Origin of the sequence: Lachnospira sp. CLA-JM-H23 (genome assembly GCF_040096425.1) — a bacterium.
GTDB lineage: Bacteria > Bacillota > Clostridia > Lachnospirales > Lachnospiraceae > Lachnospira > Lachnospira rogosae.
In genome coordinates, this window is sequence record NZ_JBBMET010000003.1 from 288,440 (window position 1) to 302,745 (window position 14,306).

The window sequence follows — 14,306 nt, forward strand, 5'->3', positions numbered from 1 at the left end:
TTAAAAGGGTGGTGAGAATGTGACTACATCAGGTAATCTGTTGCAGAATTATTTTTCAAGATTATATATACCAAGGATTACATGGACAGATATTATAGAGATAATTATTATTGCGGTTGTTCTTTATAATATTCTGTTATGGATAATGAATACTAAAGCGTGGGCTTTGCTTAAAGGAATTATAGTAGTAGGTTTATTCGCGGTAGTTGCATATCTGCTTAACTTAAAGACTATATTGTGGATAGCAGGAAAGACGATAAGTGTTGGAATTATAGCACTTGTTATTATATTCCAGCCCGAATTAAGAAGGGCGTTAGAGCAGTTAGGAAGGAAGAAATTTGTTCTTAATTTCCTGAATTTTGGTGATAACAGCAATAAAGATGAGCGTTTTAGTGTTAAGACAGCTGACGAAATTGTTGATGCGTGCTACAGGATGGGAGCGGTAAGGACAGGTGCATTGATAGTTATAGAACAGGATATGCTTCTGGAAGAATATATAAAGACAGGAATACCTGTAGATGGTATTGTTACAAGCCAGCTTCTTATTAATATATTTGAGCATAATACACCGCTTCACGATGGTGCAGTTATAGTGAGAGGTAACAGGGTGGTTGCAGCTACCTGTTATCTGCCTCTTACAGATAATGTTAATCTTAGCAAGGCTTTAGGAACAAGACACCGTGCCGGAGTCGGAATAAGCGAAGCTACAGACAGTATGACAATTATTGTATCAGAGGAAACGGGTAAGGTTTCTGTAGCTTTTGGTGGTGAATTAATACACGATATTGATGCAGATTCTTTAAAGAATAAACTGGAATATATCCGTAGAAAGAATATAGATGTTAAGTCTTTCAGGATATGGAGAGGCAGGTTGAAGCATGAAAGAGAAGATATTTAAGAATTTCAGCCTGAAGTTATTATCCGCTGTATTTGCAGTTGTTCTATGGACAGTTATTGTTAATATATATGACCCTAACACGAGTTATACATTCAGTAATATAACTGTACAGCTTATTAATACACAGAGCCTTACAGACAAAGATTACAGTTATGAAGTTGTTGATGGCGGCAAGATTTCAGTTACAGTAAGCGGTCCAAAGAGTGTCGTAACAGACCTTAAGACAAGTGATATAAGTGCAACCGCAGATTTGAGCAAGGTTACTGCATTTACAGATTATGTAGATATACAGGTTCAGGTAATTAAAGATGGACAGGTTCTTAATAATGTAGAGGCTGTTCCAAGAACATCAGCACTTAAGCTAAGCATAGAGAACAGGGATACCAAGACTTTGTCATTAGATGTTAATACGACAGGTTCGACAGCTTCAGGATATACGGTTGCTTCGACAAGTTCATCACCAACATATATCAAAGTTACAGGTCCTACATCTTTACTTGAGAGTGTAGCAGCATTATCAGTAAATGTAGATGTATCAGGTGCTAAGGAAGATATAAGCACAAGTGCAGATGTTAAGATGTTAGATGAAGATGGTAATGAAATAGTAAATGATGCACTTGAACTGTCATGTACTAAAGCAGATATCAATGTTGATATAGCAAGAATGAAGACGGTGTCAATAACAGCAAAGACAGGTGGAACGCCGTCAGACGGATATATTATAACAGATACAATATTAAGCCAGGCATCTGCGGTTATAACAGGTCCAGATGATTTGCTGGGTAAAGTAGATACAATAACAATTCCATCGCAGAATATTAATGCTGATGGATTGAGTGCTGATAAGACATATACTTTCAGATTATCAGATTATGTTCCATCAGGAATTAAATTTGTATCTGACAGCAGTCTTACTGTTACAGTTAAGATAGCACAGAAGGCTACAAAGCAGATAAGTCTTTCAGCTTCAGAGATAACACTTAATAATATACAGACAGGGTTTAATGCACAGGTAATGCAGGGTATTACATTTACTGTAACAGGTAATGATAATGTGTTATCGGCTGTCAGTGCATCAGATGTAAAGGCAGGCATTGACCTTAAGAATCTTGGGGCAGGAACTCATAATGTCACAGTGGCGTTATCACTGCCTGATGGAATAACTGTAGTAGGTAATGTTACTGTTAATGTTACAATAACGGCAATACAGCAGGAAACAACTACAGAGAGTACCAAAGCGACAGAAAGCACTACATCGGCGACAAGGTAATTTGTTAAGAACTGCCATTTAAGGAGGGATTATAATGGTAAAGGAGAATATAATTGTCACAAGCCAGCTTGGAATACATCTTCGTCCAGCGGGTGCTATGTGTGATGCGGCAATTAAATTTGATTCTAATATATCATTTGAATATGCAGAGGGTAAGACAGCCAATGCAAAGAGTGTAATATCAATACTTGCATCAGGTGTTAAATGTGGAGATGAGATAACTTTAATAGCTGATGGAAGCGATGAAGAAGAAGCGTTAAAGACAGTATCAGAAAAGTTTAAAGAAGCTCTTAAAGATTGATTTAATCTACGGATTGAATTATAATTAAATAAAATGATGTAGCAATACGTGTACATCAGTCAGGGAAAATATCATTTTCCCAGACATTATTAAATAACAAGGAAAGAGGTACAGAGTATGGGTTATATGGAAGTTTATAAGTCTTGGTGTGACAATATGTATTTTGATGAAGCAACAAGAGATGAACTTAAGTCGATCGCTAATGATGAGAAGGAGATTGAAGACAGATTTTACAAAGATCTTGAATTCGGAACAGGTGGCTTAAGAGGTGTAATTGGCAATGGTACTAATAGAATGAACATTTACACTGTAAGAAAAGCAACACAGGGACTTGCTAATTTTATTATTAAGGAAGGTGCAGCAGACAGAGGTGTAGCTATTGCATTTGACTCAAGAAGAATGTCACCTGAATTTGCCGATGAAGCAGCACTTTGTCTTAATGCTAACGGAATTAAGGCATATATATTCCCTTCACTTCGTCCAACACCAGAATTATCATTTGCATTAAGAGACCTTAACTGCATAGCTGGTATTGTAGTAACAGCAAGCCACAACCCACCAGAATACAACGGATATAAGGTATACTGGGAAGATGGTGCACAGATTACAGCACCTAAGGATTCACAGATTATATCAGAAGTTAAGGCTGTAACAGACTACAATACAGTTAAGACTATGGATAAAGATGAAGCTAAGGCTTGCGGTCTTTACAATGTAATCGGATACGATATGGATGACAGATATATGGCCGCATTAAAGAAGATGAGTATTAATGGAGATATCATTAAGAAAGTGGCTGATGATATTAAGATTGTATACACACCATTCCATGGTACAGGTAATATTCCAGTAAGAAGAGTACTTAAGGAATTAGGCTTTAAGCATGTATATGTTGTTCCAGAACAGGAAAAGCCAGACCCAGATTTTACAACGCTTGAATATCCTAACCCAGAAGATCCTAAGGCATTCACATTAGCATTAAAGCTTGCTAAGGAAGTTGATGCAGATATCGTTCTTGCAACAGATCCGGATGCTGACAGACTTGGTGTATATTCTAAGGATACTAAGACAGGTGAATACCAGTCATTTACAGGTAATATGTCTGCTATGCTTATTGCAGAATATATCCTTTCACAAAGACAGGAAAAGGGACTTCTTCATAAGAACGGAGCATTTGTTAAGACAATAGTTTCAACTAATATGGCTGACAGCATTGCTAAGGAATATAACCTTAAGCTTATTGAAGTTCTTACAGGCTTTAAGTTCATCGGTGAGCAGATTAAGTTCTTTGAACAGCAGGGTACATACGAATATGAATTTGGTTTTGAGGAAAGCTATGGTTGTCTTGTAGGAACACACGCAAGAGATAAGGATGCTATCGTTGCAGTTATGGCACTTTGTGAAGCAGCAGCTTACTATAAGAATAATGGTCTTACTTTATGGGATCAGATGATTAACATCTATGAGAAGTATGGATACTATAAAGAAGGACAGGTTGCTATCACAATGAAGGGTGCTGAAGGTGCTGGAAAGATTGCTAAGATGATGGATGACCTTAGAAATAATACACCATCTAAGATTGGTAACTGGACAGTTCTTGAAGCAAGAGATTATAAGAAGGACGAATGTGTCAATATGGTTACAGGCGATAAGCATAGCACAGGACTTCCTAACTCTAATGTACTTTATTATGATTTATCAGACAACGCATGGTGCTGTGCAAGGCCATCTGGTACAGAGCCTAAGATTAAGTTCTATATGGGCGTTAAGGGCAGCAGCATAGAAGATGCAGCAGCTAAAGAAGAAGCTTTAAAGAAAGCTGTTATGGAGCTTGTTGGGCAGTAATCAGTAAGTATTATTTGATGGATATGTTTTACATAGCATAATTATATAAGTTCAGATTTTCTTAACAAGTAATACACAATATGAACACATTTCGTGAATATACTAACAGTATCAACAACGAAATGTGTTCATTTTTTCGTTGAAATGACATAAGTAAGGAGTGTTTGGATATGTATAATAATGAAGATAACGATTATATGAACAATAATTCTGATAATAATTCTAGGAATTATGAGAATGTAGAGCCTGATAATAATCAGAGTACAGGAACAACTGGATATACAACATACAGCCATAACACAGGTTATAATCAGAACAGTGCAGGTGGTGCTGGTATGAATAATGGACAGAACCAGTATTCTAACGGAAGTAATAATTATGGCTATAATGGTTATGGATATAATCAGGGTGGTATGAATAATTCACAGTATGGTGCTAATACATCATACAATAGCACAGGAACTAATGCCGGATATAATAACACAGCATATAATAATGGTGCTAATACAGGCTTTCATAATGCATCAGATAACAGTAATTCAACCTATAGATATTCATATGTTAATAATAATATAGGCAGTGATCAGAATAATTCTTATAGGAATGCACAGAGAGCGGCTAAGCAGGCTAAGAAGGAAGCAAGAAAGAAGTCATTTAACAATTGGTTTTCTAAGAATTCCACGGCTAAGAAGTATATAAGTGGTGTGCTTGCAGCAGTGGTATTTGGTGTTGTAGCTGGTTCAGCAATGTATGGAACTTATCATATTGAGAAGAAATATTTAGGTGGTAATGATACTAAGAACTATACAATTTCAACTGTGACAAGCAATATTGATAAAGTTACAAGCGATGATATTAATGCTAATGGAGATACTAATCTTTCACAATATTCATCAATGAATGTAGAAAGTGTGGCACAGGCAGCACTTCCGGCTATGGTTGCCCTTAATGGTACAACTACAGTAAGCAGTTCATCTTCAATGTATGGCTGGGGACAGCAGCAGTACGAGGCTTCAACAAGTGGAACTGGTATTATTGTTGGTAAGAATGATACAGAGCTTCTTATTGTAACTAATGCACATGTTGTAGATAATGTATCCAACTTAAAATGTGTATTTGTGGATGACCAGTCAGTAAGTGCAACGGTAAAGGGTTCTAAGTCAGATCAGGATATAGCAGTAGTTGCTGCATCATTATCAGATATTCCGTCTGACACAATAAGTAAAATAGCTATTGCAGAACTTGCAGATTCTGATACAATTGCAGTAGGCCAGCAGGTAGTGGCAATTGGTAATGCACTTGGAGAAGGACAGTCAGTTACTAATGGTATTATAAGTGCCCTTGACAGATCAATAACAGTTAACAATGTTACATTTTCAGGACTTATAATGACTAACGCAGCTATTAACTCAGGTAATAGTGGTGGAGCACTTCTTAATGCAAGCGGCAAGGTAATTGCTATTAACTTTGCTAAGACATCATCAGATGGTGTTGAGGGTATGGCATATTCAATACCTGTATCTAATGTTAAGGAACTTATAAGCTCACTTATGAGCAAGCAGACAAGACAGAAGGTAGATTCAGATAATGCTGGATATCTTGGTATTGCTGCTATAGATATAACAAGCACATATGCTTCTATGTATGGTTACCCACAGGGTATAATGGTTCGTACAGTAGCATCTGGCTCAGCAGCAGAGAAGGCAGGACTTTCAGCTTACGATATAATTGTCGGTTTTGATGACCAGTCAATATCAACAATGTCAGGCTTACAGTCACTTCTGCAGTATTATTCAGCAGGAGAGACAGTAAAGGTTGACTACTATCATCTTGAAGGTAGTGAATATGTACTAAAGAGTGTGGAGGTTACATTAGGAAAGAAGAACTAATAAGCCTCGTAACACAGAATTGAGGATTAAATGAGTAACAACGATAATAATAATGAGAACAATACAACTGCTAACACAGATGAATACGAAAAGGTGTGTTATATATGCAGAAGGTCAGAGTCTAAGGCTGGTAAAATGATTAATATGCCAGGTGGTTTATGTGTATGTGCAGATTGTATGCAGAAGACCTTTGATACAATTAATAACAGTGATATCAATTATGATGACCTTATGAATAATATGCCTAATATGGGAATGTTCGGAGGCTTTAATATGATGGGTAATGACATTTCCAACAGGCAGAAAGTCAAGAAAAAGAAAGAAGATAATAACAAGCCTGCAGATAAGGAAAAGGACGATACACTTGATTTGGCTAATCTTCCAGCACCTCATCAGATAAAGGCAATGTTAGATGAATATGTAATAGGTCAGGACTATGCCAAGAAGGTTATGTCAGTTGCTGTATACAATCATTATAAGAGAGTTGCCACAGGAACTATGGACGATATTGAGATTGAAAAGTCTAATATGCTTATGATAGGACCTACAGGAAGCGGAAAGACTTATCTTGTAAAGACACTGGCAAGACTTTTAAAAGTACCTCTTGCAATTACAGATGCTACTTCACTTACCGAAGCTGGCTATATAGGTGATGATATAGAGAGCGTTGTATCAAAGCTTTTACAGGCAGCAGATAATGACGTGGAGAAGGCAGAAAGAGGCATTATATTTATTGATGAGATAGATAAGATTGCCAAGAAGAAAGAAACAAGAAGCCGTGATGTAAGCGGTGAATCTGTACAGCAGGGAATGTTAAAGCTTCTTGAGGGAAGTGATATAGAAGTTCCAGTAGGTGCTACAAGCAAAAATGCTATGGTTCCGCAGGTTACAGTTAACACACGCAACATATTATTTATATGCGGTGGTGCATTTCCAGACCTTGAGAATATAATAAAGGCAAGACTTAATAAGCAGTCATCAATAGGTTTTAACTCAGACCTTAAAGATAAATATGATAATGACAAGAATATATTATCAAAGGTTGAATTAGAGGATTTAAGGGAATTTGGTATGATTCCTGAATTCTTAGGACGACTTCCTATAGTATTCTCTTTAGAGGGTCTTACAGAGGATATGCTTGTTAAGATTATGAAAGAGCCTAAGAATGCAATACTTAAGCAGTATCAGAAGTTATTAGAACTTGATGAGGTTAAGCTTGAATTTGATGATGATGCTTTAAGACAGATTGCAAAGAAAGCTATGGAAAAAGATACAGGAGCAAGAGCATTAAGGTCTATAATAGAAGAATATATGCTTGATATAATGTATGAAATTCCTAAAGATGATAATATCGGAAGTGTCACAATAACAGCAGATTACATTGAGAAGAAGGGCACACCGCTTATTATGATGCGTGGACAGGAAAGACTTCCAATGAATAATGCAGAAGCTTAATGCTGTCAGTTTCACAAGCCATTATGCACAAGATATTCCGCTGATGTTATTTTGCAGAAGTTATTATGTATATGTCAGTATGTCAGTATATTAGTATTATTATAAAATATTAATCATATAATGTCCTTAAAGATTATCTTTAAGGACATTTTTTATGCCTTTATGCAGTGAAATGATAACAGATGAGGATATATATGATTATATAGTTGTCAATCTTCCGGGAATTAATAAGATGCTTCAAAGCAACCCTGATGTATGTATACAGAAGGTTGATGACCAATGGCTTGTTGCACATAGCAGGCTTCCGGATGACAGGGATTTTAATATAAGTGACTTGGGATATTATACAATTCCCAAGTTGTATGGGCTTATGGATACATCAAGCATTGATGCGGTAAATGCTACCAACATAACAAGCCAGCCTTTTTTAAATTCAAAAGGGCAGGGTGTTATCGTGGGGATAATAGACACAGGAATTGATTATCTTAGTGAGAACTTCTGTGATACGGCTGGTAATACGCGTATTATGGCTATATGGGATCAGACCCTTGAGTACAGGCAGAATTTATATGTTAATTATGGTCGTATATATGAACAGGCAGAGATTAATACAGCACTTGAAGCATACCGCAATGGACTAAATCCTTACGATTATGTGGGAACAACCGATATTACAGGGCACGGAACATTTATGGCTGGAGTAATTGCTTCAAGAAAAATTGATGATTACATAGGTGTTGCACCAGAGGCAAGCATAGTATGTGTAAAATTAAAAAATGCAAAGAAATATTTAAGGGATTACTTCTACATAAGGGATGATGCAGTGTGTTTTGAGGAAACGGATATTATGCTTGCCGCAAGATTTCTAAAGGATTATGCCGGGTTAAAGAAAATGCCTCTTGTCATATATATGGGACTGGGTAGTGGTCTGGGCTCAAGAACAGGCGGAAGTCCTTTATCAAATGTTCTTGATTCACTTACAATGCACGTTAATACATGTGTTGTTGTTCCTGCTGGCAATGAGGCAGTCAAAAGGACACATTTTAGCGGTTACGCTTCTGTTGTTCCTGAATATAAGGAAATGGAGATAAATGTTGAGAGGCGTGGAAAAGGCTTTGTGCTTGAAATATGGGCAAAAAGTCTTGATGTACTGTCGGTATCAATAATATCACCGACAGGCGAGATTATTCCAAGAATACCAGCAAGGATAGGCTCAAGTACACAATATTCATTTCTTTTGGAGAATTCAAGGATATATGTTGATTACCAGATTACAGAAACTGTTGCAGGGCAGGAAGTTATATTTATGAGATTTGAACGTCCGGCAGAGGGACTGTGGAAGATAGATGTATATAGTCTTACTAATCTTCCTGGATATTTTAATGCGTGGATAACTTTAAAAGAGCTTATGGACTGTGATGCCTATTTTCTTAATTCAGATGCTGATGTAACGCTTGTAGAGCCTGCCAGCGGTTTAAGGCTTATTACTGTTGGTGCATATAATCATAATACCAACGGAAGCGACGTGAACAGCAGCAGGGGTTATACGGCGGATAACAGGGTTAAGCCTGATATAGCAGCACCAGGAGTTAATGTGTATGGTGTTGGAGGCGTAAGAGGCTATACAGTTAGATCAGGAACAAGCATTGCTGCGGCACACGTTGCAGGGGCAGCGGCATTATTTTTTAGCTGGGGAGTTACTAACAATAACAGATCAGTTATAAGTAATAGCGAGATTAAGTCATATATAATAAGGGGAGCAGACCGACCGGGGGATATTGCTTATCCAAATGTTGAATATGGCTATGGCAGATTGAATATAGCAGGTGCATTTGACCAGATGAGGATAAGTTAATAAAAGCTTAAGGCTTAGCTTATTGTAATTATTAAGTACATATGATAAAATGATTATGTATGCGGATATATTGTCAGGAATTGCAGGGTGATGTAATAGTGAAGCAATTAATTGGCATATGTAAGGGAAGTATCCCCGACACCTATATAAGAATTATAAAGGACAGGTATTTAACAATGAAATATAAAGCGATTGCACTCGATCTTGACGGAACACTCACAGACCATAATAAGAAGCTTCCGGAGGCTAATAAGGAGGCTGTATGGGCTGCAATTGATAAAGATGTTACAGTTATATTGGCTTCGGGACGTCCATTATTTGGGATAACACCGATAGCAGATGAGCTTGAGTTAGATAAGAGAGGCGGATATATATTAGCTTACAATGGTGGTGAGATAATTAACTGCCTGAATGGAGATGTAATTGTAAGCCACGAGCTTCCAAGGCAGTGTATAGACGATATATGTGATTATGCAAGAGCTAATGATGTGTATGCACTTACATATTCGGACGGAAAGATAGCAGCAGAGAGTGATGATGATGAGTATGTGTTAAAAGAAGCATTTTGCAATAATACAACAATAATTAAGACAGATGATTTAAAGAAATATGTAGATTATCCAGTTAATAAGTTCCTTGTTGTAGGAAGACACGATAAGCTTGTGCCAGTGCAGGAAGCTTTATTAGAGCATTATTCTGACGTGCTTGATGCATTTTATTCAGAAGATTATTTCCTTGAGGTAGTACCAAAGGGGGTTGCCAAAGATAAATCATTACAGCAGTTATTAGGTAAGCTGTCTATCAAAGAAGATGAGCTTATAGCCTGTGGAGATGGAATGAATGATATACCAATGTTAAAGATAGCAGGTGTTGCGGCTGTTATGGATAATGCGTATGAAGAAGTGAAAAAGTATGCAGACTATATCGCACCATCTAATGATGAATCGGGAGTTGCTGATATAATTAAAAGATTTATATTAAATGCTTAGAGTGATTAAGTGATAAATAATTATGGAGATTGACAATGGGAAGAGATAATGTTCAGAATGAAGAAATAGAAATTGATATTGGACATATTTTATCTATATTATGGGATAAGATAATGGTTATTATTGCAACAGGCATAATAGTGGGACTTGGTGCATTTCTTGTGGCAAAGTTTTTTATAACACCACAGTATGAGTCAGAAACCAAGCTGTATGTATTAAACAGAGCTAACGACAGTGCGACTACTTTATCAGATGTCCAGTTATCTACACAGCTTACGAAAGATTATAAGATACTTGTAACAAGTGCTCCGGTTATGAATGAAGTTATCAAGGAATTAAAGCTTGATATGAAAGCCTCACAGCTTGCTTCAAGCATATCTGTTGATACACCTTCGGATACACGTGTATTGCAGATAACAGTTGTTAGTGATGATCCTTATCAGGCTAAGAAGATAGCTGACTGCGTGGCTAAAGTATCATCACAGAAGATATGTGATATTATGAAGATTGAACAGGTAAATGTTATTGAGGAAGGCTCATTATCAGAGATACCAGCATTTGCTGTTGTCCAGAAATGGACAATTATAGGTGCTCTTGCAGGTATTGTGCTGTCAGCGGCGGTTATAGTAATAAAGTCAATGTTAGATGATACTGTAAAGACTACAGAAGATGTGGAGAAATATTTTGACCTCAGTACACTTGCAGTTATTCCAATTTCAGAAGAAATGGATGATGGCTTGCCAAAGAACAAGAAAAAGAGCAGGAAGAACAAAAAGAACAAGAATAAAAAGTAAAAGTCAGGTGAAAAGATAATATGCAGACTATCAATATAGAACGATTAAGAAAGCTTGATTACAGGGCTAATGAGGCATATAAGAATTTAAGAACGAATATCCAGCTTTGCGGTTCGGATATCAAGGTTATTATGCTCACAAGTACGACACCGGGAGAAGGTAAATCTACTGTATCATTTAATCTTGCGGTATCACTTGCAGAAGCAGGCAAGAAGGTTATATTTATTGATGCGGATTTAAGAAAGTCGGTGCTTGTAGGACGTTATAAGATTAATACGTCTGTTAAGGGACTTACACATTTCTTATCAGGAATTAATAAATTTGAAGAAGTTATGTATGCAACTAATGTTGAGAATTTTAATGTAGTATTTTCTGGTCCGGTGCCACCTAATCCTACAGAGCTTCTTGGCAATAAGGTGTTTAAGACACTTATAAAAGTATTAAGGGATTTGTATGATTATATAATAATTGATACACCACCTATAGGAAGTGTAATAGACAGTGCCATAGTGGCACAGGAGTGTGACGGAGTTGCCTATGTAATGGCGGCTAATGATGTAAGCTACAAATACGCCCAGAAGGGTCTGGAGCAGATTAAAAAGACAGACTGCAAGCTTCTTGGCGTGGTACTTAATAAGGTCGATATGGACGATAACAAATACTATGGTAAGTATTATGGCAAATACTATGGCAAGTATGGAGAACATGCCAATAAATAGGTGGCTGGTTATGTCGTAAATAACATATAATATTATAAACAGCTAATTGACATATTAACTTAATAACTATTTAAAAGGTCAAAAAGGCTTCGCATTACGATATACATAATGTGAAGCCTTTTTCTAATACTTGATAGTATTTTGTTAATAGTGTTTTATTAATAGTATTTTGAGCAATATTTTATAGTTAATTAGCTGCAGCCTGATTAGCATTGGAATTGCTATCTGCCTGGGCAGGGGCGGCAGCCGCCTGTGTAGGAGCTGTTGTAGCTTCTGTCTTATTGCCGTTACTGCCGGTATTATTGCTGTTATTATTATTATTACTGTTATTGTTATTACTGTTGTTGTTGTTACTGTTGTTGTTGTTATTGTTATTGCTATTGTTATCAGGAGCAGGGGTCTGTGTAGGAGCTGCTGTAGTTGTTGCTGCTTCTGTAGGTGCGGCAGTTGCTTTAGTTGTAGTCTGCTGCTGCTTAGTTGTTGATGAACTCTTAGTTGATGTGGCAGCAGAAGTTTCTTCTTTGTTAGTGCTTGATGATTTTGAAGTATTAGGTAAAGACATCAAACCAGTTGGGTTAGAAACCTTGCTGATCTCTTCGTCATAATATTCCTGTGCATCGAATATATCACCATTAATTATCTTCTTGGCAAGCTGTCTGGCAATATCAACATCAGCCTGATAAAGAAGTGATACAGAACGATAAGAACCGAAATGCTGGCATAGTCTGCTGTCAGGTTCTGCACCTGTGCTGTATGTCTGTATATTCCATGAACGGCTGTTGGCAAGCTGCCCTTTTACAAGTGATGTAATATCTGATACAGGCATATTAGTGTAGAGCATATCACCGACAGAATCAAGTAATGCACTGTACTTTGCAAGTATTGCAGGTGATGTAAGCTTATTGATAATAGCTGTAAGGGCTGCAAGCTGGTTACGGCCTCTCTGGTAATCACCATCTAAGAAAGCATTTCTTTCACGGCAGAAAGCTAAGGTCTGTTCACCGTTACATTCATTATCACCTATTACATAGTGATATCTTGTTGGAGCTGCTTCAAGTCCATTGACAAAATCAACAGATGAATTAATAGTTACACCGCCAAGAGCATCTACAATTGTCTCACAGCCAGTAAAGTTGATTTTGACATAGTAATCAATATTAAGGTCATACAGGTTCTGAAGATTAAGAATAGAACCTTCAATGCCCCATTGTCCAGCGTGTGTAAGCTTATCATAGCCCTGTGCACCTGTACCAGGATTAGTAAGGTTGATATAGGCATCTCTTGGAGTAGTGATAAGAAGTACCTGTCTTGTTATAGGGTGGATAACACATAAAATGTTGACATCACTTCGTCCTGTTGAAAGAATCTTACCTTCTTCATCATTACCTGATATATATATTACGAAAGGTTCTTCATTGACCTTTTTGTCAGATTCGCTTAATTCTATAGTTCTCTTAAGTTCAATAGTTCCGACAATTCTTATTGAGTCAAGGAATTCTTCATATTCTTCATCAAATGATGACAATGTGTTGTCATTAATAAGCATAGCCTGAATATCAGTTCCAGCCTCTAATGCAGGAATGATATCTTCCCAGGTTGTATATTCCTTAGTCTTGATGTCTGCATTGTTATTAAAGTTAATCTTCTGTATGGCATCCTGATTATCATCGGCATCTACAGTAGAGTTATAACCAAATGTATATGATAAAGTATCAGAAAGTGACTGTGCTTTATCCTTCTTTAATACAACGACATCAACGACATCTGTAATCTCCTGTACGTTATTACCATTACTGCTTATCTTATCAAGAGTTGTGTCAACCTTTGATGTGAAAAGGAATGTGTATAAAAGTACAGCGGATAAAAGTATAGATATTACTTTTCCTATAATATGCGTCTTAGTAAACTGTGATAAAAAGTCGTATATTGCCACAAGTACAAGAACGGCGTCAATAGCTGCGATATACTTGAGCGGAAGAATATCAAGTTTGTAAAGCTTTAATAGTGTCAATACAGTGAATACAAGCTGAACAACAACGAGTGCAATACCAATAACTGTCGCCCACGCTCTTAGCTTGTGCTTCTTCTCACTCTGGGAAAGAGTGCTCCCCTTTTTGAAGATATATTGCATATCTTCTCTGGTCTTGTCAAAGAATCCTGACATAATGTTATCTCCTGTTAGTATTCATAGAATAAATGTATAAGCCAAGCTTTAAAAAGATGTGAAATATATTCAATTAAAAGCTTAACGTAACAAAAATACTATAACATATTACTAAAAAAAAATAAAT

General features: G+C 36.8%; 11 protein-coding genes. 10 read left to right on the forward strand and 1 reads right to left on the reverse strand.

What is annotated here, in order from left to right:
• The first annotated feature begins 19 nt into the window (after nt 1-19).
• The 10 genes from cdaA to WMO42_RS05910 all read left to right on the forward strand — a co-directional run bounded on the left by cdaA (nt 20) and on the right by WMO42_RS05910 (nt 12,015).
• Nucleotides 20-898: a diadenylate cyclase CdaA gene (cdaA, locus tag WMO42_RS05865; protein WP_022501921.1), complete on the forward strand. Its 879-nt coding sequence runs from the start codon at nt 20-22 to the stop codon at nt 896-898.
• Complete coding sequence (locus WMO42_RS05870) at nt 879-2,168, forward strand: CdaR family protein (RefSeq protein ID WP_055306208.1); 1,290 nt, start codon at nt 879-881, stop codon at nt 2,166-2,168. Before cdaA ends, WMO42_RS05870 begins: the two co-directional genes overlap by 20 nt.
• Before the next feature lie 34 nt (nt 2,169-2,202).
• Nucleotides 2,203-2,469 carry an HPr family phosphocarrier protein gene (locus WMO42_RS05875; protein ID WP_022501919.1) on the forward strand — a complete coding sequence of 89 codons (267 nt, stop codon included), beginning with the start codon at nt 2,203-2,205 and terminating at the stop codon, nt 2,467-2,469.
• Between the two features lie 117 nt (nt 2,470-2,586).
• Nucleotides 2,587-4,314, forward strand: coding sequence for a phospho-sugar mutase (locus WMO42_RS05880; protein WP_349191784.1), 1,728 nt, complete (start codon nt 2,587-2,589; stop codon nt 4,312-4,314).
• 170 nt (nt 4,315-4,484) lie between these two features.
• Nucleotides 4,485-6,203 (forward strand): trypsin-like peptidase domain-containing protein, encoded by a 1,719-nt coding sequence (locus WMO42_RS05885; protein WP_242858613.1) that lies wholly within the window; start codon nt 4,485-4,487, stop codon nt 6,201-6,203.
• 30 nt (nt 6,204-6,233) lie between these two features.
• Complete coding sequence (gene clpX / locus WMO42_RS05890; protein ID WP_022501916.1) at nt 6,234-7,658, forward strand: ATP-dependent Clp protease ATP-binding subunit ClpX; 1,425 nt, start codon at nt 6,234-6,236, stop codon at nt 7,656-7,658.
• Between the two features lie 154 nt (nt 7,659-7,812).
• A complete protein-coding gene (locus tag WMO42_RS05895) occupies nt 7,813-9,513 on the forward strand; it encodes a S8 family peptidase (protein WP_055174021.1) in 1,701 nt (566 codons plus the stop codon).
• A 98-nt stretch (nt 9,514-9,611) separates the two neighbouring features.
• Nucleotides 9,612-10,502: a Cof-type HAD-IIB family hydrolase gene (locus WMO42_RS05900; RefSeq protein ID WP_242858612.1), complete on the forward strand. Its 891-nt coding sequence runs from the start codon at nt 9,612-9,614 to the stop codon at nt 10,500-10,502.
• A gap of 35 nt (nt 10,503-10,537) precedes the next feature.
• Nucleotides 10,538-11,296 carry a Wzz/FepE/Etk N-terminal domain-containing protein gene (locus WMO42_RS05905; protein ID WP_022501913.1) on the forward strand — a complete coding sequence of 253 codons (759 nt, stop codon included), beginning with the start codon at nt 10,538-10,540 and terminating at the stop codon, nt 11,294-11,296.
• A gap of 20 nt (nt 11,297-11,316) precedes the next feature.
• Nucleotides 11,317-12,015 carry a polysaccharide biosynthesis tyrosine autokinase gene (locus WMO42_RS05910; RefSeq protein ID WP_022501912.1) on the forward strand — a complete coding sequence of 233 codons (699 nt, stop codon included), beginning with the start codon at nt 11,317-11,319 and terminating at the stop codon, nt 12,013-12,015.
• 187 nt (nt 12,016-12,202) lie between these two features.
• Here WMO42_RS05910 and WMO42_RS05915 read toward each other — a convergent pair whose 3' ends face one another.
• Nucleotides 12,203-14,179 (reverse strand): LCP family protein, encoded by a 1,977-nt coding sequence (locus tag WMO42_RS05915; RefSeq protein WP_055306206.1) that lies wholly within the window; start codon nt 14,177-14,179, stop codon nt 12,203-12,205.
• Nucleotides 14,180-14,306: the final 127 nt, after the last annotated feature.

Coding starts and splice junctions, on each gene's coding strand:
- WMO42_RS05870 (WP_055306208.1), top strand. CDS start 879: ATGAAAGAGAAGATATTTAAGAATTTCAGCCTGAAGTTATTATCCGCT.
- WMO42_RS05905 (WP_022501913.1), top strand. CDS start 10,538: ATGGGAAGAGATAATGTTCAGAATGAAGAAATAGAAATTGATATTGGA.
- WMO42_RS05910 (WP_022501912.1), top strand. CDS start 11,317: ATGCAGACTATCAATATAGAACGATTAAGAAAGCTTGATTACAGGGCT.
- WMO42_RS05880 (WP_349191784.1), top strand. CDS start 2,587: ATGGGTTATATGGAAGTTTATAAGTCTTGGTGTGACAATATGTATTTT.
- WMO42_RS05895 (WP_055174021.1), top strand. CDS start 7,813: ATGCCTTTATGCAGTGAAATGATAACAGATGAGGATATATATGATTAT.
- WMO42_RS05875 (WP_022501919.1), top strand. CDS start 2,203: ATGGTAAAGGAGAATATAATTGTCACAAGCCAGCTTGGAATACATCTT.
- WMO42_RS05915 (WP_055306206.1), bottom strand. CDS start 14,179: ATGTCAGGATTCTTTGACAAGACCAGAGAAGATATGCAATATATCTTC.
- clpX (WP_022501916.1), top strand. CDS start 6,234: ATGAGTAACAACGATAATAATAATGAGAACAATACAACTGCTAACACA.
- WMO42_RS05885 (WP_242858613.1), top strand. CDS start 4,485: ATGTATAATAATGAAGATAACGATTATATGAACAATAATTCTGATAAT.